Here is a 20,886-nt window from a genome sequence, read left to right on the forward strand (position 1 = left end):
GGATTACTGAAAGCCGAGGATCAGGATTTTTGAGCGCCGCTGATAGTTATACAGCGCCTGTTTTTTGACCGGCAGGTTTTCAATTTCTGCCGGGACAAAGCCGCGCTCCTGAAACCAGTGAATGCTGCGGGTGGTGAGCACAAACAGCTTTTCCAGCCCGATTTGTTTTGCCTGCTGCGTCACCCGGTGCAGCAATTCCTCGCCCCGTGCGGAACTGCGGTAATCAGGATGCACCGCCACGCAGGCCATTTCACCGATTTTCTCTTCCGGATACGGATAGAGAGCGGCACAGGCAATCGTGGTGTTATCGCGTTCAATAATGGTGAATTTGTCGATTTCCATTTCCAGCTGTTCGCGGGAGCGGCGCACCAGAATGCCCTGCTGCTCCAGCGGGCGGATAAGCTCGAGGATCCCGCCGATATCATTGATATTGGCGCGGCGTGTCTGTTCCGAGCTTTCCATCACAATCTGTGTCCCGATACCGTCGCGGGAGAAGAGTTCCTGGATAAGCGCGCCGTCCTCCTGGTAACTGAGCAGATGGCTGCGTTTCACGCCACGGCGGCAGGCTTTCACCGCACCGCGCAGGAAACGGACGGTTCCTGAGTAATAATCGCCGCTGCCTTCCAGCGCCTGCACATAGTGCTCTGCATCATTCGGGTGCATTTCGGAGATAATCCCGCCGTCATCCGCCACCACACCTTGCGCAGAGCAGAAGCCGATCAGCTTTTCCGCTTTCAGTTTGACGGCAATCTGCGTGGCAATCTCCTCGGAGGTCAGATTAAAGCTTTCACCGGTGACAGAAACGGCCACCGGGCCAATTAGCACGATACCGCCGTTATTGAGCTGACGGTTGATAGCATCTTCATCGATTCGGCGGATACGCCCGCTATGGCAGTAATCAATGCCATCATCCACTCCCAGCGGCTGGGCTATCACAAAGTTCCCGCTCACCACATTGATATGCGCGCCCTGCAGCGGTGTGTTGCTCAGACACATAGACAGACGGGCGGTGATATCGAGCTGTAACTGTCCCGCTGCCTGTTTGACCAGCTCGAGAGTCCGCGCATCTGTCACACGGGTATTTTTGTGATAAACCGGCTCACACTGATGGGCCAGCAGATTTTTTTCAATTTGCGGACGAGCGCCGTACACCACAATCAGGCGGATGCCGAGGCTGTGCAGTAAGCCGATATCATTAACAATACCGGGAAAATTTTCATGCTCGATAGCTTCGCCGCCCAGCATCACCACAAATGTTTTGCCATGGTGAGCATTAATATAAGGAACCGACTGACGGAATCCGTCCACCAGTTCGATACTGCGCTCTTTCATAACACCCCTCGCAAGTGAATTTTTATTCGTAATTTATGTATTTTTATTCTTTTTGCAAAGGAATAGCAAGCGTAAATTTTGGTCGCCGATTAAGATTTCACCGGGTTTTATGCCGCGTTATCGCCATATAAGCCAAAAATGCATAATGACAGGGCGCAAATGATTAGATAAAGTGCCGTTTAAATTATTTACGGAATAAATTGTTCTGCTTCTTTATTTTCCGGTTTTCATAACCCGCACCGGTTATTGTTGATTTGATTTACGCTATGGATATTTTTTCATGAGTCATTCTGAACATGATGCGTCGCGCCGTCTGTTACTGAAAGGAGCTGCGGCGTTTTGTCTGCTGAGTATCAGCCCGTTCGGCTTTGCGGCGTCGTCACAGATTGTGGCGGTGCGTATCTGGCCGGCATCCAGTTATACCCGTGTGACTATTGAGTCGGATCATCCGCTGAAATATAAGCAGTTTTCACTGCAAAACCCGGAACGTATTGTTGTCGATCTGAAGAATGTGCACCTCAACAGTGTACTGAAAGGGATGGATAAGCAGGTGCAGGATCGCGATCCGCATCTGAAGCTGATCCGTGTCGGTCAGAATGATCCGCAGACTGTCCGCCTGGTGTTTGAAGTGAAACAGGCGATGAGTCCGCAGGTGCTGGAACTGACCCCGGTCGCTGAGTTTAAAAACCGTTTGGTGCTTGATTTTTATCCGAAAAATGGTGCTGCGACAGAAGACGATCCGTTGCTGGCACTGCTGGAAGATTACAACCGCGGTGATCTCGAAGAAAGCCTGCCGCGTGAAACGCCGAAACCGGGTAAAGCCGGTCAGGACAGGCCGATTGTTATTATGATTGACCCGGGCCACGGCGGGGAAGACCCCGGTGCTATCGGGAAATACAAAACCCGCGAAAAAGATGTGGTGCTGCAGATTGCCCGCCGCCTGAAGTCGCTTATCGATCGCGAGCCGGGTATGCGTGCCTATATGACGCGCAACGAGGATGTGTTTATCCCGCTGTCGGTGCGCGTGGCGAAAGCCCGTAAAATGCGGGCGGACCTGTTTGTCTCAATCCATGCGGATGCCTTTACCAACCGCTCTGCCAGAGGCTCGTCTGTCTTTGCGCTCTCGACACGCGGGGCAACCAGTAATACCGCAAAATATCTGGCTCAGACCCAGAACGATGCGGATAAAATCGGGGGCGTCAGCAAAAGCGGTGACAAATACCTCGATCAGACCATGTTTGATATGGTGCAGAGCGCGAGTATCAAAGACAGTCTCAAATTCGGTTCAGAAGTGCTGAAACGGATGGGAAATGTCAACAAACTGCATAAGCGCACGGTTGATCAGGCAGGGTTTGCGGTGCTGAAAGCACCGGATATTCCGTCGATTCTGGTGGAAACGGCGTTTATCAGTAACCTTGAGGAAGAGCGTCTGCTGAAAACGGCCAAATTTCAGCAGGAGATGGCAAATTCTATTTTCCTGGGGATTAAGGCGTATTTTGCCAACGGCGGAGCCGTCGCACGGCGCAACTGAAAATACGGTTTATCACAGAAATTGTGCATCACAAGGATGTGGTGTGAAACGGACAGATACAGTACAGACATAGTTATGCACTGAAAAAAATCGTTTTCAGGAATAAATTTTGTGTGTTTTCAGGAAAAGTTGACAGAGAATTTGTCAGAAGAGTGGTTGCGGGGGCCGGATTTGAACCGACGACCTTCGGGTTATGAGCCCGACGAGCTACCAGGCTGCTCCACCCCGCGTCCGAATTTGTTAATGATATGAAGGTTGGTTGCGGGAGCCGGATTTGAACCGACGACCTTCGGGTTATGAGCCCGACGAGCTACCAGGCTGCTCCATCCCGCGTCCGAATATCATTAACTGAGCATATCACATTGTATTCACAGACAGCGTACTTCAAAAATTGGTTGCGGGAGCCGGATTTGAACCGACGACCTTCGGGTTATGAGCCCGACGAGCTACCAGGCTGCTCCATCCCGCGTCTGTGAGGCGCCCACTATACTCAGGATGAGAGCTGATGCAAGTTTTTTCTTGATAAAAAGCTATACCACCCCCTGATTTGGTTAATTATCCGGCTTATTGTATGTTTTTTATTCATTTAGCCGGATGATTGTTCAGTGGCAAAAATTAAACCGGTTGCATAATAAAAGCGATTTGATATCGTTCGCATACATATTGTATTAATTCAAATTATTGGTTGGCAGATGGGTATGAGCAAAACCGGCAGGTATTTGTTGTGCGGCGTATTGTTTTCGTTATTGGTTGGTTGTGAATCGCGCCCGACAGATAAAGGTCAGCAGTATAAAGACGGGCATCTGACACAGAATTTACAGGAAGTGGCGAACGTCAACAGTCCCGGTGTGCCGGTCAACGGCCCGGACTTTCTGAAACAGGTGGAAGCCATCCGGACAACCTCACCGCGCCTGTACAACCAGTACAGCGAGAACTTCCGCGCGGTTGAAAACTGGCTGCGTTCCGGTGCGGATACTGCGCAACTGCGGCAGTTCAACCTGCACAGCTATCAGATGGAAGGCAAAGATAACTACGGAAACGTGCAGTTTACCGGCTATTACACCCCGGTTGTTCAGGCCCGTCATACCCGTCAGGGGGAGTTTCAGTATCCTATCTACCGCATGCCGCCGAAAAAAGGCAGCCGTCTGCCGAGCCGGGCCCAGATTTATAACGGTGCGCTGAGTGATAACTACGTTCTTGCCTACAGCAATTCACTGATGGATAACTTCCTGATGGATGTTCAGGGCAGTGCTTATATTGATTTCGGTGATGGCTCTGAGCTGAACTTTTTCGCTTATGCCGGGAAGAACGGACACGGTTATACCAGTATCGGGCGTGTTCTGATCGATCGCGGCGAGGTGGAGAAGAAAGATATGTCGATGCTGGCGATCCGCAAGTGGGCCGATAATCATTCTCCGCAGGAAGTGCAGGAATTACTGGAGCAAAACGCCTCTTTTGTCTTTTTCACACCGAAGCAGTTTGCGCCGGTGAAAGGGGCGAGCGCGGTACCGCTGATTGCCAAAGCCTCTGTGGCCTCGGATAAAACCCTGATCCCGCCGGGCACCACGCTGCTGGCGGAAGTCCCGGTGCTGGATAACCAGGGCAATTTTACCGGGCGTTATGATATGCGTCTGATGATCGCGCTGGATGTCGGCGGCGCTATCAAGGGGCATCACTTCGATATCTATCACGGTATCGGCCACGATGCCGGGCTGATGGCCGGTTTCTACAATCACTACGGCCGTGTCTGGGTACTGAAAAAAGGGATCCCGCCGATCCTGAACCCGGCGCTGTAGTCTTTCATTCTCGCGGTGTATACTTTGCAATGAAGTATGCACCCGCATTATTTCTTAGTCGTTTCTGTCATTTTTCACCGCAGGTTTCTGTATTATGCAAACCCTTTTATCTGATGCTTATCTGCAGCGTTTTGCCGGTATTGGTCGTCTTTATGGTCAGCAGGCGCTCCGCTTGTTTGCCCGATCTCATTTCTGTGTTGTCGGCATCGGTGGTGTCGGCTCATGGGCGGCGGAAGCGCTGGCGCGTACCGGAATTGGTGCCATTACACTGATTGATATGGATGATGTGTGCGTGACCAATACCAACCGGCAGATCCACGCCATGCAGGGGACCGTCGGGCAGCCGAAAATTGAGGTGATGCGGGAGCGGATCCTGGCCATCAACCCGGAATGTCAGGTGCATTGTACGGATGATTTTGTCACGCCGGATAATGTCGCGGACATGATGAGCCCGGGATTTGATTATGTGATTGATGCTATCGACAGCGTCCGCCCGAAAGCGGCGCTGCTGGCTTACTGCCGCCGTAACAAAATTCCGCTGGTCACCACCGGCGGTGCCGGCGGGCAGATCGACCCGACTCAGATTCAGGTCGCGGATCTGGCGAAAACCTTACAGGATCCGCTGGCAGCGAAACTGCGTGAGCGCCTGAAATCAGACTACGGTGTGCGCAAAAACGGCAAAGGACGGCTCGGGATCGACTGTGTGTTCTCGACAGAGCCGCTGCGTTACCCTCAGGCGGACGGCAGCGCGGCCTGTGGTATGAAAAACAGTGCGGAAGGGAGTATGCGGATGGACTGTGCCGCCGGGTTCGGTGCCGCCACCGTGGTTACGGCATCCTTCGGGTTTGTGGCGGTCTCTCATGCACTGAAAAAACTGGTGGCAAAAGCGGAGCGTGCTGCGGCGGAATAAGCCTTTCAGGCGCTGAACCGCTGTGCAATGGCGCGGGCGGCATCAATCAGTGCCTGAATGCCGTTTTGTCTGGACTGGCTGAGCTGCGCGCTCAGTCCGTACTGTTCATACGCTGCGGATAAATCCGCAGATAACAGTGCCGCCGGTGTCAGACCTTCCGCTTCGGTCAGCAGTACCGCCAGCAGACCTTTAACAATCCGCCCGTCACTGTCCCCCCAAAAATGCAGCGTACCGTCACTGCTGAGTGTGCCATCCAGCCAGACGCGGTTTTCACAGCCTTTAATTTCTGTCTCTTCACCTTTGCTTTCCGGCGGCAGTACCGGTAACTGACGCGCCAGCATCACCAGCTGACGGTATTTTTCCTCCCATGAGCGGCAGGCGGAAAAGGTTTCCGTGAGCTGCTCACGGTGGATAGAGTGGCCGAACGGGTGTGCCGGGAATGTGTGTGTCATTTTTTTCTCTCAGTCGTCAGCCAGAATTTCAAGAGCAAATTGTACCGCCTGCACCAGCTGACGGACATCATCCGGCTGATTATACGGCATAAAGGAGACCCGCAGACAGCCTTCCGTTCCCAGCGCCTGACACAGCGGCTGTGCACAGTGCTGCCCGTGGCGCAGGGCGATATTTTTTTCCGACAGCAGCGTGGCGATATCACTGTGATGAATACCATTGATATTAAAGGCCAGCAGCGGGCTGCCCGGGCTGCGGTAACTGCGGAAACCGGGAAGTGCCGCGAGTTGCTGCTCCGCACTGTCACACAGTGCAATGGTGTAATCGTGGGCGGCGGTGAGATCGATTGTATCCAGCCAGCGCAGGGTTTCCCCGAACGCAGTAACACCGGCCACATTCGGTGTTCCTGCTTCAAAACGGGCGGGAACCGGTGCCGGGGTAAAGCTGAAAAAGTCGGTATCCGTCAGCATTTTGCCGCCGCCCTGCCACGGCTGCATATCACTGAGCAGTTCCGGACGGCCGTACAGCACACCCAGTCCGTTCGGGCCATAGAGTTTGTGGGCGGAAAACGCATAGAAATCAACATTACTGAGGGTGACATTCAGCGGCCGGTGAACCACGCCCTGAGCACCGTCAGCGATAATCAGTGCGCCGTGCTGATGTGCCAGCTGTGCCGCGCGGGCAATATCCGGCTGATAGCCGGTGACATTGGACATCTGTGTGACCGCCACCAGCCTGGTGCGCGGTGACAGCAGGGTTTCCAGCTGATCACAGCACAGTGTTCTGTCCGCTGTCAGCGGCCATTTCACCAGGGTTGCCCCGGTCTGCTGTGCCAGCATGATCCACGGGATCAGGTTGGAGTGGTGTTCCAGCTCACTGACAATGATTTCATCCCCCGGCTGCAGACGCGGGCGGAAAAAGCCCTGAGCGACCAGGTTCAGGGATTCGGTGGTGCCTTTTGTCCAGATACAGCTGCGGGCATCTTCAGCCTGAATCAGCTGCCGCACAGCGTCACGCGCCTGCTCAAACTGTTCAGTGACGGCTCTGGCCTGCCGGTGATGGCTGCGGTGAACGGTCGCACCGCTGTCATGCTGATAATAGCGGGCGGTGGCCTGTGTCATCACCTCCGGTTTAAGGGCGGTGGCGGCGCTGTCGAGAAAAACAGTGTCACCGGCAGTCCCGGGAAAGGCGCGGCGGAATGTATCGGGAGAAAAGGTTTTCATCAGTGTTATCAACGGCAGTCTGAGATAAACAGAGCTTATGCAAAAAGTGCGGTATCCGGTACATCAGAGGCGGGAGCCCGGTGGTGACCGGCCGGATCGCGGCGGTAGCACCGTCAGCGACGGTTTACTATAATCAACATCGTGGCGGCTTTCCAGACGGGGGAAACGTATCTGCGGACGGAAGGCAAAAAAAAGCACCGCAATCGGCGGTGCATTCAAAAAATCACTATGGACAGACAGGGTAAATGTACAGGAAGTGAAAAAAACAGTAGCTTAAGCTACTATGTCCGGAACTCCCGGACAACTTGCAAACACAACATCACAACCACATAGCCAAAAGTTTTGCAGTATCGCTACTGTTCAACTTTTCGTTCCGGCTTAGGAAGTGGGCATACTATAGGTATTTGCTGGTGTATCATCAAGGGACAATTTATAATGCTTCGGATTACAAAAACTAATCCCGACTAAACTTACGTTACCGGTATCCGGATCTGACAGAAAAACCAGAAAATGTCCAAACGATTGCCTCCGCTCAATGCTTTGCGTGTCTTCGATGCTGCCGCCCGCCATTTAAGTTTTACTAAGGCGGCGGAAGAGCTTTTTGTGACCCAGGCCGCAGTGAGCCATCAGATGAAAAGCCTGGAAGATTTCCTCGGGCTGAAATTATTCCGCCGCCGGAACCGTTCGTTGTTGCTGACGGAAGAGGGGCAGAGTTATTATCTCGATATTAAGGAAATCTTCTCAGCGATAAATGACGCCACACGCAAACTCCAGGCACGCAGTGCCAAAGGGGCGCTGACAGTCAGTCTGTCACCGAGTTTCGCGATCCAGTGGCTGGTGCCGCGTCTGTCCGGCTTTCATCAGGCCTATCCGGGCATTGATGTGAGGATCCAGGCGGTTGACCGCGAAGAAGATAAACTGGCCGATGATGTGGATGTGGCGATTTTTTACGGCAGGGGCAACTGGCCGGGTCTGCGTACAGACCGGCTGTATGCGGAATATCTGATCCCGGTGTGCGCGCCGTCACTGATGACCGGTGAACGGCCGCTCAAAACGCTGACCGATTTGTCGTATCATACACTTCTGCATGATTCATCCCGCCGTGACTGGCAGGCGTATATCCGCCAGGCGGATTTGCAGCAGCAGGTCAATGTGCAGCACGGGCCGATTTTCAGCCACAGTGCGATGGTGATTCAGGCGGCAGTGCACGGGCAGGGCGTGGCACTGGTCAATAATGTTATGGCAAAAAATGAACTGGATGCCGGTCGCCTGGTGTGCCCGTTTAAAGATATTCTGGTCAGTAAGAATGCGTTTTATCTGGTGTGTCAGGACAGTCAGGCTGATTCCGGTAAAATCGCAGCATTCCGTCAGTGGATTATGGCGCAGGCGGCGAGTGAACAGGAAAAACTAGGTTGGATGACAAGTGAGCAGGATTAACCTGAACTTCACATAAGGTATGGCAAATGAATAGTCGGTTGATGTTAATTTTTGCCGGTTTCAGCGGCTTTTTTTATGTTGCATTCGGCGCAATCGGATCGCACCTTTTAACACCGGTTCTGGCAAAGCACCAGATGGACTGGATTAATCTGGGTCTCCAGTACCAGATCTCACATACACTCGCCCTGATGGGGTTGGCCGCTGTGCTGATGCGCAAAGTGGTATTGTGGTTTTACTGGAGCGGACTGTTTTTCGGGATCGGCATTCTGCTGTTTTCCGGCAGCCTGTATTGTATGGCGCTGTTACAGATGAAATATTTTGCCTATTTTACGCCGGTTGGCGGGGTAAGTTTCCTGTTAGGCTGGTTTTGTGTATTGATTGGCGCGCTGCGTCTAAGGAAAGTGGCTTCCGGCCATGAATAAAATAGCATTATATTGCCGTCCGGGTTTTGAAAAAGAGTGTGCAGCTGAGATCACGGATAAAGCCGGGCGTCTTGAGATTTTTGGTTTCCCGCGGGTTAAAGAGAACAGCGGTTATGTCATTTTTGAATGCTATCAGCCGGATGATGCCGATCGCATTGCAAAAGAGATCCCGTTTAAAGAACTTATTTTTGCCCGTCAGATGATAGTTGTCGGCGAACTGCTGAAAAACTTACCCGAAAATGACCGGATTTCGCCGATCATGGGGATGCTGACCGGCGTGGTGGAGCGTGCGGGTGATCTGCGTGTCGAAGTGCCTGACACCAACGAAGCCAAAGAGCTGATGAAGTTCTGCCGTAAATTCACGGTGCCGCTGCGTTCGGCACTGCGTCAGGAAAAACTGCTGCTGGCAAAAGAGAACCGGGGCCGTCCGGTCATTCACGTTTTCTTTATCGCGCCGGGCTGTTGCTATGTTGGTTATTCTTACTCGAATAATAACTCCGCGTTCTACATGGGGATCCCGCGTCTGAAGTTCCCGTCAGATGCACCGAGCCGCTCTACCCTCAAACTGGAAGAAGCATTCCATATGTTTATTCCGTATGACGAGTGGGAAGAGCGTCTGGAAGGCGGGCTACAGGCGGTGGATCTGGGTGCATGCCCGGGCGGCTGGACGTATCAGCTGGTGAAACACAGTATGCGCGTTCAGGCCGTGGATAACGGCCCGATGGCCGAAAGTCTGATGGAAACCGGTCAGGTGCGCCATCTCCGTGAGGACGGCTTTAAGTTCGTGCCGACATCCAAAAATATTACCTGGCTGGTCTGCGATATGGTGGAAAAACCGGCGAAAGTGGCCGCACTGATGACCACCTGGATGGTTAACGGCTGGTGCCGCGAGACGATTTTCAACCTCAAACTGCCGATGAAAAAGCGCTATGAAGAGGTATCCCATATCCTCGAAAAAATGGCTGCTGAAATGAAAGAGCAGGGCGTGAATGCGCTGATCCACGCGAAACATCTGTACCATGACCGTGAGGAAATTACGGTGCATGTCCAGCGGGTGTGGGGTGCATATAACCCGGATCGGGTATTCTGATGAATAATCCCGGCAATTGTTGCCGGGATTTTTTTAGGTATCACTTCACCTTCGGCAGGAAAGAGATATCCATGTAGTATTTATCAGGATTTTTCTTGTCCACATAAACGGTGACAAACTCCTGATTAATAAACGGTGACGGGTCAAACGCAATATTGTGGCTGTAATACAGTTTCACCGTGTTTGCCGCGGTGTCATGCATCTGTGCCACAATCTGAAACGGGCTGCGGCCGTTGATATTGATCGTGGTATTCAGGATCACTTCACTGAACCGGGCTTTGACCGGCATTCCTTCCCGCAGCAGGCGCTGACCGGATTTATTCCGCAGATACATGATAATCAGTGGCAGCGTACCGACCAGTGCAAATACCGCCCCCATTCCGAGAAGAATCACGGCTCCGCCGTACAGACCGCCGAAAGAGTGAATAACCGCGTTATCCGGGCTGCCCGGCTGGTAAATAACATCAATATCGTCACCCAGAGCATTGCGGTAACCGCTGCTGCAATAAGAGGACTCCATGACATACTCTTCCTGCCCGTCAGTGTATCTCACCACAGGGCAATAAGAAGCACTGTCATCCGGGCGGTGAACAGACAGATCGATAATTTGTCCGGTGACCACTATCCCGCTTTTTTCCTGTGAATAACCGGAAAGGTAAAAGTAACTGCCGCCCATCAGCATCAGCAAACCAATAACTGCAAAAATTCCTAAAATAATGCGTGCTTTCGTAAACATAGGCCATCCGCTAGCTGGTTAATATATTAATAAAACCGAGTGTAGAGGATGGCTGCCGGTTTGCCTAACGATTTTAACTTAAGTTAAATTTGACCGGGATTATTCCGAACGAAGCTGAGTAAACACAGGCACTCTGTTGTCTGGTTTAAGAGCTGCTGTTTCCCGCCGGTAAGCGCAACTGGCTGAGATTGCCCTGTAAATGCAGATCCCGTTTCAGGGTGGCGACGTCACGACAGCTGTAAGCCATGGCTTTTCCGTCGATCAGTTTCTGGCGCCATTTCTCCGGTACCCGGTCAATGTGGCTGTAAAGTGAATCCAGGTCAGCAAAGGTGCTGAGCAGTGTGGCCGCTGCTTTCGGGCCGATACCGGTGATGCCGGGGATTTTACTGCTGCTGATTCCGCTTAAGCCCCAGAAGTCCGGCAGTTGCTGTGCGGTAACACCAAATTCGGCGGCAATAAACGGCATATCGAGCCAGCGTTTCTGAAAATAGTCGCGGATCTGAATCTGCGGGGAGAGCAGCTGGCAATAGCCTTTGTCGGTGGAGACAATCGTCACTCTGTGTCCCGCCTGACCGACTTTGTGCGCCAGTGTGGCGGCGAGATCATCCGCCTCATCCCCTTCGGAATGCCATGCCCGGATGCCGTGACGGGCAAACATCTCCCGCAGCAGCGGCAGTTCCTGCCGGACAACTTCCGGCATCTCACTGCGTCCGGCTTTGTAACCCGGCAACAGCTGATGACGCCAGCTGTGACTGCGGTCGTCCTCATCAAAGACGGTGACCGCGTGTGTCGGTTGTGCATGATTCAGGATCTGCATCAGTGCCTGCTCACAGACCAGCAGGCCGGACTGGCTCTGCACGGCGTAGATCCGGCGGATCAGATTCATTGCATCGATAATCAGTAAATGGATCATAGTCGCTATATATAATTTCCCCGCCGGCGGCGGGGAAACAGTTCAGATAAAAAGTATCAGCGGATGATTTCGTAGCATGGCTCGTAAGCCGTGCCGCCCGGTAATTTCATCCGGTGCTGTTCAACAAATCCGCGCAGCATGACATCCATCCGCTGCATAATGGCTTCCTCGCCGCGGATTTTGAACGGCCCGTGCTGTGCGATGGCCTGCATACCGTTTTCTTTCACGTTACCGGCGACAATACCGGAGAACGCACGGCGCAGATCTGCCGCCAGTTTTTCCGGCTCCTGATTGCGGTACAGATTCAGTGCAGCCATATTTTCATGTGTCGGCTCAAACGGATGCTGCAGATCACCGGCAATTTTAATCGACCAGTTGAAGCTGTAAGCATCCCCGGTGCTGCGGCGGTTATCTTTCACTTCCGGCATGGCGCGTTTCATTACGCGGGCAACTTCCACCGGATCATCAATAATGATCTGATAATGGCGGGTGGCTTCTTCGCCCAGGGTGTTGATCACGAAGTCATTGAGCACACGGAAATAGTCGGCGCTCTCTTTCGGCCCGGTCAGTACCAGCGGCAGTACCTGATCTTTGTTTTCCGGATGCATCAGGATCCCCAGCAGGTAGAGCAGCTCTTCAGCTGTGCCGACCCCGCCCGGGAAGATGATGATTCCGTGTGCCAGACGGACAAAGCTCTCCAGCCGTTTTTCGATATCCGGCATGATGATAAGTTCGTTCACCAGCGGGTTAGGCGGCTCGGCAGCAATAATGGACGGCTCGGTCAGACCGATAAAACGGCTGTTTTTGTAACCCTGCTGGGCATGGCCGACAGCCGCGCCTTTCATCGGCGCTTCCATGGCACCCGGTCCGCAGCCGGTACAGATATTCAGCTCGCGCAGCCCCAGCTCGTTCCCGACTTTACGTCCGTACAGGTATTCGGTTTCATTGATGGAGTGACCGCCCCAGCAGACAATCATATTCGGATCTTCATCAATATGCAGGGCGCGGGCGTTACGCAGGATAAAGAAAATCAGGTTGGTGATATGTGCGCTGTTGTCCAGATTCAGGCCGCGGCAGCGCTCGGCATCGGTGATCTGGGTCTGTACGAACAGAATATCGCGCAGCACGGCAAACAGGTTAGCCTGGAGTGAACGGATAATTTTGCCGTCAACAAATGCATTCTGCGGCGGGTTCACCAGTTCGAGTTTTACCCCGCGCTCACGGCGCAGCACGTTAATATCAAAATCCGGGAAACGGGACAGTAATTCATGACTGTTATCCATCTGGCTGCCGGAATTCAGTACCGCCAGCGAACAGTTGCGGTACAGACGGTACAGGTGGCTGCTTGCTGTCCGTTTCAGAACATCAACTTCAAGCTGGGAAAGCAGATCCATAGAGCCTAACGGGCTGATATGTGTGATCAAGTAAAACTCCTTGTTATCCCGTGGATAAATTGTAGTCGTACAGGTTGCGCGCTGTCTGCCTTACTGACGGGCGAGACGGTCCGCAGACGGTGTAAAGTCCGTATTGGTGCGCCACGGATTGATATCCAGCCCGCCGCGCCGTGTATAACGGGCATAGACAGTCAGGGCAACCGGGCGGCAGTGTGTGTTCAGATCGGTAAAAATCCGCTCAACGCACTGCTCATGGAACTCGTTATGGTTGCGGAATGACACCAGATACCGCAGCAGTTTTTCACGATCAATTTTGGGGCCGCGATACTGTATTGCGACGGAGCCCCAGTCAGGCTGCTGTGTAATCAGGCAGTTTGATTTTAGCAGGTGGCTGACTAACGTTTCTTCAACGACATCGTCATTTTCATTGACGGCATCAATAAGATAATCACTGCTGAACTGATAATCAGTAATCGTAATATCCTGATAATCGATACACTCGCCGGTAAAATCAATGATTTTTTGTTCCGTGAACTGATCCGGGCGCAGCAGTTCCACTGTCACCTTTCCCTGTGCACAGGCGCTTAAATCCTGCTCCAGTGTGCGGCGGACATCATCCGCAGAGGCAAATACCGTCTGGTTAAAGCTGTTGAGATAGAGCTTGAAGCTCTTGGATTCGATCAGATTCAGCCCGGCGGCATCGAGGGAAACATAGCCGAGTGCAATGCAGGGCACGCCATTCGGCTGCAACCAGGAAAGCTCATAGAGTGTCCACAGATCCGCACCGCGAAAAGGCAGATTATCCGCATGCAGATGCAGGGCATCCCGGTTGAGGCTGCGCGGCACGCCCTGTAACAGTGCGGGATTGTAATGCTGCTCATAACCGGTTTTTTTACCGAGCGTCAGTGACGCCAGTTCCGCCTTTCCTTCATACAGAGACATAAATAACCCTTTTACCTCAGGTGAAAAATAGTACCGCCTGTCGCCAATACAGTCTGTCATACGTTACTATAGCGGCATGATACTTTTATGTTTAACAGGTTTTGCGATATGACCCGCACAGTTTCTCAGGCGTTACATCAGTTTACCCGGCATTATGTCGGTTTATGGCAGGAAAAAACAGGTTTACCGCCGATCAGTCACGATCTTTATGGTATTCCTTCCCCGTGTATTATCCGCACCGGTGATGAATGTGTGTACTGGGAGCCGGCGGAATTCACCGCAGACAAGCATTTGCAGCCGGTTGAGAAAGCGCTGGATATTCAGCTGCACCCGGATATCAGTGAATTCTACACGCAGCAGTTTGCGGGGGATATGCAGGCTGTTTTTGAGGATATTCAGCTCAGTCTGGTGCAGGTCTGGAGTGAGGATGATTTTATCCGCTTACAGGAAAACCTGATTGGTCATCTGGTCACGCAGCGCCGTCTGAAACTGCCGCCGACACAGTTTATCGCCACACTGGAATCAGAATTTGACATGATTTCTGTCTGTAACCTGAACGGTGAAGTGATCCTCGAAACGTTCGGTACCACAAAGCGCCGGGTGCTGGCGGCGGATACGGCATCATTTCTGTCACAGCTGACGGCGGTATGCACAGCATAAATATCACTGACAGCGGTGTGGGATTTTACCGGTGATGGCTGTAATACGGTCTGCCGCAAAGTGATGATTTTCTGAAAATAACCAATAAATTCATGTGGTTAATATTTCTGTGTCACTGTGATTTCCCGCCGGTATTATTGTTTGTCACGCCGTGCTGCGGCATGCTGTCTGTGCCCATAAGGAAGTGGACGGAAATACACGGATGTATTTTCAGCAGAGACAGGATGTTATTTTATTAAAAACGAGGGGGATTTTTCCCCCTCGTTTTTAATCCCCCCGCAACTCCCCGTTATGCCTTTTTATGTCTTCCGGAAAGGAATTGATTTTTACTTATCTGACCTCAATGTTACGCTACAGATATCAGCGGCATTGGCTGCGGAAAATGAATTTTACAGCGTAAACAGGTTTCAGTTATGACAAAACATCAGCAGATTACTGCGATCCTGACGGACATCGAGAATGAGATGCGCGCCGTCGAGCTGTGGCAGGGGCAGCCTCCGGCAGCAGAAGCATTTGAAAGCGAACTGCCGTTTGCGGTGGATACCATGAATGCCCATGAATGGTTACAGTGGATCCTTATCCCGCGTCTGTATGCCATGATTGAACAGGGCGCGGCACTGCCGTCCGCCTTTCAGATAGCCCCGTATTTTGAAGAGCACTACAGAGGGGACGAACAGGCTGCACGCTATCTGGTGCTGCTTGACCATTTACGGGCACTGGACGGGCTTTTCGCGTGACACAACCATTGCAGGACACGCCATTACCGGAAAAACCATTACTGGAAATCTGTTATCAGGATGAACATATCGTCGCGGTGAATAAACCCGCCGGATGGCTGGTACACCGCAGCTGGCTTGACCGTCATGAAACGGTATTTGTGATGCAGACACTGCGCGACCAGATAGGTCAGCATGTTTTTCCGGTTCACCGTCTCGACAGACCGACCTCTGGCGTGCTGCTGATGGGGCTGTCATCAGAGGTAGCGCGGCTGCTGTCACAACAGCTTGAACGGCATGAAATGCAGAAAACCTATCATGCGGTGGTGCGCGGCTGGATAGAGGAAACGGCGACACTGGATTACCCGCTGGTGGAAGAACTGGATAAAATCGCTGATAAATTTGCGGCGGAAAAACCGGCGCAACCGGCGGTGACACACTACCGCCCGCTGGCGAAAGTGGAGTGTCCGGTGGCTATCGGGCGTTACCCGACATCCCGTTTTACCCTGACGGAACTGAAACCGGAAACCGGACGCAAACACCAGTTGCGCCGCCATATGCAGCATCTGCGGCATCCGATTATCGGTGATACCGCCCACGGCGATCTGCGTCAGAACCGGGGATTCACAGAACATTTCGGCAGCCGCCGGCTGATGCTGCATGCATCTGAACTGGCACTGACACATCCGGTCAGCGGAGAGCCGCTGGTACTGCATGCCGGTTTCGACGAAACCTGGCAGCGGGTGGCGGAACAGCTTGGCTGGACATTACCCTGATTTATTAATAATTTGATTTTACTGATGAAAAAGGACGGATAATGGCACGTATCGGTATTTTTATCGGCACAGTTTACGGCAACTCGCTGGCTGTGGGTGAAGAGGCGCAGACCATTCTGGAGCAGGCCGGTCATGAAGTGGTGTTGTTTGATGAACCGGAACTGTCACAGTGGAAAGATTACCTTACGGATGTGGCACTGGTGATCACTTCCACCACCGGACAGGGCGATCTGCCGGATAATATCCGCGAACTGTTTGCCGGTCTGCGGGATGACATCGGTTATCAGCCGTCACTGCGCTACGGTATTATCGCGCTGGGCGACAGCAGTTATGATAATTTTGGCGGTGGCGGCCGTCAGTTCAATGAGTTACTGCAGGAACAGCATGCGCAGCGCATCGGCGAGATGCTGGTGATTGACGGCGCGGAAGTCGCTGCACCGGAAGAGTTTGCACAGCCGTGGCTGAAAACCTGGGCGGCACTGGTCAGCTGATCACGGAAAACAACGCCGCAGCGGCTTTGCAGCACTGCGGCAGTGTGTCATCCGGTTACTTGCGGGTCAGTTTTTCCAGATCGCTTTCAATTTCAGCGATCTTATTGGACACCACATGCTCCAGATGGCGGAGATCGTCGAGGATCTTACGTTTCAGATCGATTTCCGGCATTGCGCTTTCGGTCTGCTGGCAGATGGTATCCAGCTCTTCGATGACATAACGCAGGTTGCTGTTGATCTCATTAATCTCTTTGAAACCCTGTGCATCCTGGATAGTCTTGCGCTGACGCGGGTACTTGAACTTCACGCTCTTGGCAAAAAACTCGCCTTTATCCTTGCGGAAATAGATTTTCAGAATGTCGTTGTTCGCTTCCTGACGAAGAGTATAGCGATCAATATCTTCAGGATGCGTAATTCCCAGACTTTTTAAATTGTCGTACATGTGCGCCACCTATTGATTGTTATTCTGTCCTGTTCCCGCCGCAAAAGGCGGAAGATAAGATGCACGGATAAAAAAATAGCGGAGTTATTATCCGCTATTTCTGAGATTAGTCTATGGTGCGCAACAATTCATTAATTCCGACTTTGCCGCGCGTTTTTTCATCCACTTTTTTGACAATCACCGCACAATAGAGGCTGTAACGGCCATCTTTTGACGGCAGATTGCCGGAGACAACCACAGAGCCCGCCGGGACCCGGCCGTAATGGATTTCGCCGGTTTCGCGATCATAAATTTTGGTGCTCTGGCCGATATACACGCCCATGGAAATCACGGAGCCGGTTTCCACAATCACCCCTTCCACCACTTCGGAACGTGCGCCGATAAAGCAGTTGTCCTCGATAATGGTCGGATTGGCCTGTAACGGCTCTAATACCCCGCCGATACCGACACCGCCGGAGAGATGCACGTTTTTACCGATCTGCGCACAGGAGCCGACCGTCGCCCAGGTATCCACCATCGTGCCTTCATCCACATAGGCACCGATATTGACGTAAGACGGCATCAGCACAGTATTGCGGGCGATAAACGCACCACGGCGGGCTGCCGCAGGCGGTACCACACGGAACCCTTCGCGCTCAAAACGTGCCTGGTCGTAATCCGCGAATTTCATCGGGACTTTATCAAAGTAGCGGGATTCAGCCCCGTCCATCACCTGATTGTCACTGATGCGGAAAGAGAGCAGCACTGCTTTTTTCAGCCACTGATGTGTCACCCAGGTGCCGCCGATTTTTTCAGCGACCCGCAGTTTTCCGCTGTCCAGTAACTCAATCACCTGATTGACTGCATCACGCAGTGCAGGGGTGGCAGTTGCCGGTGTTACAGCGGCGCGATCTTCAAAGGCGGATTCAATAATGGCCTGTAATTGCTGCATCGGTGTTCGTTTCCTTTTATCTGGTGCTTTGATGAATTTACTCTGTTTTATCCTTTGAATTGAGGGCTTTTGTCAACCGTTCAGTCAGTTCTTCCTGAATATTTTTATCCAGCGCTTTATTATCCTTATCCGTCAGAATAAAAATATCCTCGACTTTTTCGCCGGTTGTGGTGATGCGCGCGCCGTGCAGCTGAAGGCCGAGCCCGGCAAAAATCTGACCGACCTGTGCCAGCAGTCCGGGTTTATCCAGCGCATATAATTCCATGTAGCTGCGCAGGCCGCGTTTATTGTGAATAAACTTCACCCGCGTCGGCACATCAAAATGGCGCAATTTGGCGGGCGCGGTCCGGGTGCGGTGGTTCGGCACATAATCTGTGGTGACCGCACGAGCCAGTGCTTTGCGGATGGTGTCATGGCGGTCGGCGGCGAGAGGCTTGCCGTCCGGCTCCAGTACCACAAAGGAATCCATTGCCATATTGTCGCGGTTGGTGAAAATCTGGGCGTTCTGGACACTGAGATTGCGGCGATCCAGCTCGCTGACCACCGAAGCAAACAGAGAAGGGCGGTCGTTGCACCAGATAAAAATTTCACTGCCGCCGTGGCTGCGCTGGTTACTGATAAGGATCAGCGGTGATGCCATGTCATTTTTCAGCAGAGCTCCGGCGTGCCAGGCAAGCTGTTCCGGAGTATGGCGCAGAAAATAATCCGCATGACAGCGCGACCAGAACCGGTTCAGTTTCTGTTCATCGGCACCATCCTGACGCAGCAGAGCCAGCGCGCGATCGCGGTGGTGGCGGATCCGCTGGCGCAGATTCGGTTTGTTATGCACTCCGCGTAATAACTGGTTTTCGGTACTGATAAACAGCTCGCGCAGCAGGCTGCGCCGCCAGCCGTTCCAGAGCGAGGCATTGGTCGCCCATATATCGGCAACGGTCAGGCAGATAAGGTAACGGAGCCGCTCTGTGCTCTGTACTTCACCGGCAAAGGTGCGGATCACTTCCGGATCCTGAATATCCCGGCGCTGCGCGGTTACCGACATCAGCAGATGTTTTTCCACCAGCCAGCTGACCAGATCTGTGTCTGCTTCATTCAGGCCGTGATATTCACAGAATTCCCGTGCATCAGCCGCACCAAGAACGGCATGATCGCCCTGTCTGCCCTTGGCGATATCGTGGAACAGAGCCGCGAGGCGCAGCAGTTCCGGTTGCGGCAGTTTCGGCCAGACATCCACACACACCGGATGATTCACCCGCTCGGATTCCAGCCTGAAAGTATCGATTTTTCCCAGCACCCGCAGTGTGTGTTCATCCACGGTATAGGCATGAAACAGATCGAACTGCATCTGCCCGACAATATTGCCCCACAGCGGCATATAGGCGCCCAGCACGCCGTGGCGGTGCATCGGAACAAACGCGGCGCTCACACCGCGCGGATGGCGCAGGATTGCGATAAACAGCTCTCTGGCTTCCGGATACTCCATCAGCGGACGGCTGAGGTGCCGCCGGGCATGGCGCAACTGACGCAGTGTGCCGGAATGAATGCCGGTGATGGTGTCATCGCAGGCCATGCGGTAAAACATCCGCATAATGGCAGCGGGATCCTCACTGAACAGCGAATCACGGATAAGTCCGATACGGTGGCCGTACAGCTGAAAATCCTTATCAAGTGGCTTGGGGGTATCGTGGTGCCCTGCGTGCAGAATGGCTTCGTCGAACAGTTGCAGCAGCATCTCATTGAGTTCGGACACGCGGCGGGTGACGCGGTAATAGGCTTTCATCATCCGCTCGACCGGCTGGTTGTGCTCGCCGTCATACCCGAGCTGCTCCGCGACACTGAGCTGGCGGTCAAACAGCAGGCGGTTATCGTAGCGGCTGAGGGACAGATGCAGGGCAAAGCGGATGCGCCAGAGCATATCCAGACATTCATTCAGCTCTTCCCGCTCGGCATCGGTCAGGAAGCCGGAACCGGCCATTTCATACAGCGACGTCGCGCCGAAATGACGGCGCGCCACCCAGAGCAGGGTATGGATATCACGCAGCCCGCCCGGACTGCTTTTGATATCCGGTTCCAGGTTATAACTGGTGCTGTGATAGCGGGCGTGGCGCTCTTTCTGCTCTGCCAGTTTGGCGGCAAAAAAGCGCGGTGACGGCCAGAAGCTGTCATTAAATATCTGCCGCTGTAACTGCAGGAACAGCGGCAGAGTGCCGCAGATAAGACGCGATTCAATCAGGTTGGTGGCGACAGTCAGGTCGCCGAGTCCTTCGCGGATACACTCATCCAGGGTACGGACACTGTGGCCGACCGTCAGTTTCAGATCCCACAGCACGGCAATAAACTCACCGATTTTCGGTGTGAGTGCTTCCGGCAGCGGGGCTCTGCTCAGCAGCAGGATATCGATATCCGACAACGGGTGCAGTTCCCGGCGACCGTAACCACCGACCGCCACCAGAGCGAAATCCGCCACCTCATCAAAACTGAAAAATTGCCACAGGCGGATCAGCAGCTGATCGATATAATCACTGCGGGTCAGCAGCAGGGTATGAACCGGCTGGCCTTCGCGGAAAGCCTCTGCCTGCCAGCGGCGGTAATGCTCCAGGTGCTCCCGCAGCACAGGCAGCTGCAAATCATCATCAGTAAAGGATAACGGCGAGGCGGGTTTCAGGGCTGATGCGGTACTCCGGGCGTTGTCCATGC

The 20,886-nt window shown here is 53.1% G+C and carries 20 protein-coding genes and 3 tRNA genes; 10 read left to right on the top strand and 13 right to left on the bottom strand.

Features of this window, described 5'->3' with window-relative positions:
- Window positions 1-3: 3 nt before the first annotated feature.
- Window positions 4-1,332: an amino-acid N-acetyltransferase gene (gene argA, locus ACSBQN_RS16030; protein WP_004242197.1), complete on the bottom strand. Its 1,329-nt coding sequence runs from the start codon at window positions 1,330-1,332 to the stop codon at window positions 4-6.
- 280 nt (window positions 1,333-1,612) lie between these two features.
- Between argA and amiC the strand changes: the two genes are divergently transcribed.
- Window positions 1,613-2,863 carry an N-acetylmuramoyl-L-alanine amidase AmiC gene (gene amiC / locus ACSBQN_RS16035; RefSeq protein ID WP_004237199.1) on the top strand — a complete coding sequence of 417 codons (1,251 nt, stop codon included), beginning with the start codon at window positions 1,613-1,615 and terminating at the stop codon, window positions 2,861-2,863.
- A gap of 153 nt (window positions 2,864-3,016) precedes the next feature.
- On the opposite strand, the gene ACSBQN_RS16040 is transcribed toward amiC, so the two are convergent.
- The 3 genes from ACSBQN_RS16040 to ACSBQN_RS16050 form a co-directional block, all read right to left on the bottom strand.
- Window positions 3,017-3,093: transfer RNA gene (locus ACSBQN_RS16040), tRNA-Met, on the bottom strand.
- Between the two features lie 26 nt (window positions 3,094-3,119).
- A tRNA-Met gene (locus tag ACSBQN_RS16045) sits at window positions 3,120-3,196 on the bottom strand.
- A gap of 59 nt (window positions 3,197-3,255) precedes the next feature.
- Window positions 3,256-3,332: transfer RNA gene (locus ACSBQN_RS16050), tRNA-Met, on the bottom strand.
- Between the two features lie 229 nt (window positions 3,333-3,561).
- Between ACSBQN_RS16050 and mltA the strand changes: the two genes are divergently transcribed.
- A complete protein-coding gene (gene mltA / locus ACSBQN_RS16055; RefSeq protein WP_024474965.1) occupies window positions 3,562-4,659 on the top strand; it encodes a murein transglycosylase A in 1,098 nt (365 codons plus the stop codon).
- A gap of 94 nt (window positions 4,660-4,753) precedes the next feature.
- The gene (tcdA, locus tag ACSBQN_RS16060) at window positions 4,754-5,569 is read left to right on the top strand and encodes a tRNA cyclic N6-threonylcarbamoyladenosine(37) synthase TcdA (RefSeq protein WP_024474964.1); all 816 of its coding nucleotides are present in this window, start codon (window positions 4,754-4,756) and stop codon (window positions 5,567-5,569) included.
- A gap of 5 nt (window positions 5,570-5,574) precedes the next feature.
- On the opposite strand, the gene csdE is transcribed toward tcdA, so the two are convergent.
- Complete coding sequence (gene csdE, locus ACSBQN_RS16065; RefSeq protein WP_024474963.1) at window positions 5,575-6,021, bottom strand: cysteine desulfurase sulfur acceptor subunit CsdE; 447 nt, start codon at window positions 6,019-6,021, stop codon at window positions 5,575-5,577.
- A 9-nt stretch (window positions 6,022-6,030) separates the two neighbouring features.
- Window positions 6,031-7,242 carry a cysteine desulfurase CsdA gene (gene csdA / locus ACSBQN_RS16070; protein WP_152696985.1) on the bottom strand — a complete coding sequence of 404 codons (1,212 nt, stop codon included), beginning with the start codon at window positions 7,240-7,242 and terminating at the stop codon, window positions 6,031-6,033.
- 510 nt (window positions 7,243-7,752) lie between these two features.
- Here csdA and ACSBQN_RS16075 point away from each other — a divergent pair.
- From ACSBQN_RS16075 to rlmM, 3 genes are read left to right on the top strand one after another with little or no spacing between them, the layout of a single operon-like run.
- The gene (locus ACSBQN_RS16075; RefSeq protein ID WP_004242201.1) at window positions 7,753-8,679 is read left to right on the top strand and encodes a transcriptional regulator GcvA; all 927 of its coding nucleotides are present in this window, start codon (window positions 7,753-7,755) and stop codon (window positions 8,677-8,679) included.
- A gap of 26 nt (window positions 8,680-8,705) precedes the next feature.
- On the top strand, window positions 8,706-9,101 hold the full coding sequence (locus ACSBQN_RS16080; protein ID WP_015422457.1) for a DUF423 domain-containing protein: 396 nt from the start codon (window positions 8,706-8,708) through the stop codon (window positions 9,099-9,101).
- The gene (gene rlmM / locus ACSBQN_RS16085) at window positions 9,094-10,191 is read left to right on the top strand and encodes a 23S rRNA (cytidine(2498)-2'-O)-methyltransferase RlmM (protein WP_004237207.1); all 1,098 of its coding nucleotides are present in this window, start codon (window positions 9,094-9,096) and stop codon (window positions 10,189-10,191) included. The genes ACSBQN_RS16080 and rlmM overlap by 8 nt, the downstream gene beginning before the upstream one ends.
- Window positions 10,192-10,231: 40 nt before the next feature.
- Here rlmM and ACSBQN_RS16090 read toward each other — a convergent pair whose 3' ends face one another.
- The 4 genes from ACSBQN_RS16090 to queF all read right to left on the bottom strand — a co-directional run bounded on the left by ACSBQN_RS16090 (window position 10,232) and on the right by queF (window position 14,176).
- Window positions 10,232-10,927: a DUF3592 domain-containing protein gene (locus tag ACSBQN_RS16090; RefSeq protein ID WP_024474961.1), complete on the bottom strand. Its 696-nt coding sequence runs from the start codon at window positions 10,925-10,927 to the stop codon at window positions 10,232-10,234.
- Between the two features lie 145 nt (window positions 10,928-11,072).
- On the bottom strand, window positions 11,073-11,840 hold the full coding sequence (xni, locus tag ACSBQN_RS16095; protein WP_062773222.1) for a flap endonuclease Xni: 768 nt from the start codon (window positions 11,838-11,840) through the stop codon (window positions 11,073-11,075).
- 56 nt (window positions 11,841-11,896) lie between these two features.
- A complete protein-coding gene (ppnN, locus tag ACSBQN_RS16100) occupies window positions 11,897-13,264 on the bottom strand; it encodes a nucleotide 5'-monophosphate nucleosidase PpnN (RefSeq protein WP_024474959.1) in 1,368 nt (455 codons plus the stop codon).
- A 60-nt stretch (window positions 13,265-13,324) separates the two neighbouring features.
- Window positions 13,325-14,176 (bottom strand): NADPH-dependent 7-cyano-7-deazaguanine reductase QueF, encoded by an 852-nt coding sequence (gene queF / locus ACSBQN_RS16105; protein WP_004242203.1) that lies wholly within the window; start codon window positions 14,174-14,176, stop codon window positions 13,325-13,327.
- 108 nt (window positions 14,177-14,284) lie between these two features.
- Here queF and syd point away from each other — a divergent pair, with 108 nt between their 5' ends.
- From syd to ACSBQN_RS16125, 4 genes are all read left to right on the top strand, one after another.
- Window positions 14,285-14,836, top strand: a complete 552-nt coding sequence (gene syd, locus ACSBQN_RS16110; protein WP_024474958.1) for a SecY-interacting protein — start codon at window positions 14,285-14,287, stop codon at window positions 14,834-14,836.
- A gap of 413 nt (window positions 14,837-15,249) precedes the next feature.
- Entirely contained in the window at window positions 15,250-15,573 is a 324-nt protein-coding gene (locus tag ACSBQN_RS16115) for a YqcC family protein (RefSeq protein WP_004237214.1), read from the top strand.
- Entirely contained in the window at window positions 15,570-16,328 is a 759-nt protein-coding gene (gene truC / locus ACSBQN_RS16120; RefSeq protein WP_015422459.1) for a tRNA pseudouridine(65) synthase TruC, read from the top strand. The genes ACSBQN_RS16115 and truC overlap by 4 nt, the downstream gene beginning before the upstream one ends.
- A gap of 41 nt (window positions 16,329-16,369) precedes the next feature.
- Window positions 16,370-16,819, top strand: coding sequence for a flavodoxin (locus ACSBQN_RS16125; protein ID WP_036425441.1), 450 nt, complete (start codon window positions 16,370-16,372; stop codon window positions 16,817-16,819).
- Window positions 16,820-16,874: 55 nt separating this feature from the next.
- On the opposite strand, the gene ACSBQN_RS16130 is transcribed toward ACSBQN_RS16125, so the two are convergent.
- From ACSBQN_RS16130 to glnD, 3 genes are all read right to left on the bottom strand, one after another.
- Window positions 16,875-17,261, bottom strand: a complete 387-nt coding sequence (locus ACSBQN_RS16130) for a DUF3461 family protein (protein ID WP_004237217.1) — start codon at window positions 17,259-17,261, stop codon at window positions 16,875-16,877.
- 106 nt (window positions 17,262-17,367) lie between these two features.
- Window positions 17,368-18,192: a 2,3,4,5-tetrahydropyridine-2,6-dicarboxylate N-succinyltransferase gene (gene dapD, locus ACSBQN_RS16135; RefSeq protein ID WP_004242209.1), complete on the bottom strand. Its 825-nt coding sequence runs from the start codon at window positions 18,190-18,192 to the stop codon at window positions 17,368-17,370.
- Between the two features lie 37 nt (window positions 18,193-18,229).
- Window positions 18,230-20,884 carry a bifunctional uridylyltransferase/uridylyl-removing protein GlnD gene (gene glnD / locus ACSBQN_RS16140; protein WP_024474956.1) on the bottom strand — a complete coding sequence of 885 codons (2,655 nt, stop codon included), beginning with the start codon at window positions 20,882-20,884 and terminating at the stop codon, window positions 18,230-18,232.
- Window positions 20,885-20,886: the final 2 nt, after the last annotated feature.

Source organism: Morganella sp. B601, from assembly GCF_051172335.1.
Classification (GTDB): domain Bacteria; phylum Pseudomonadota; class Gammaproteobacteria; order Enterobacterales; family Enterobacteriaceae; genus Morganella; species Morganella morganii.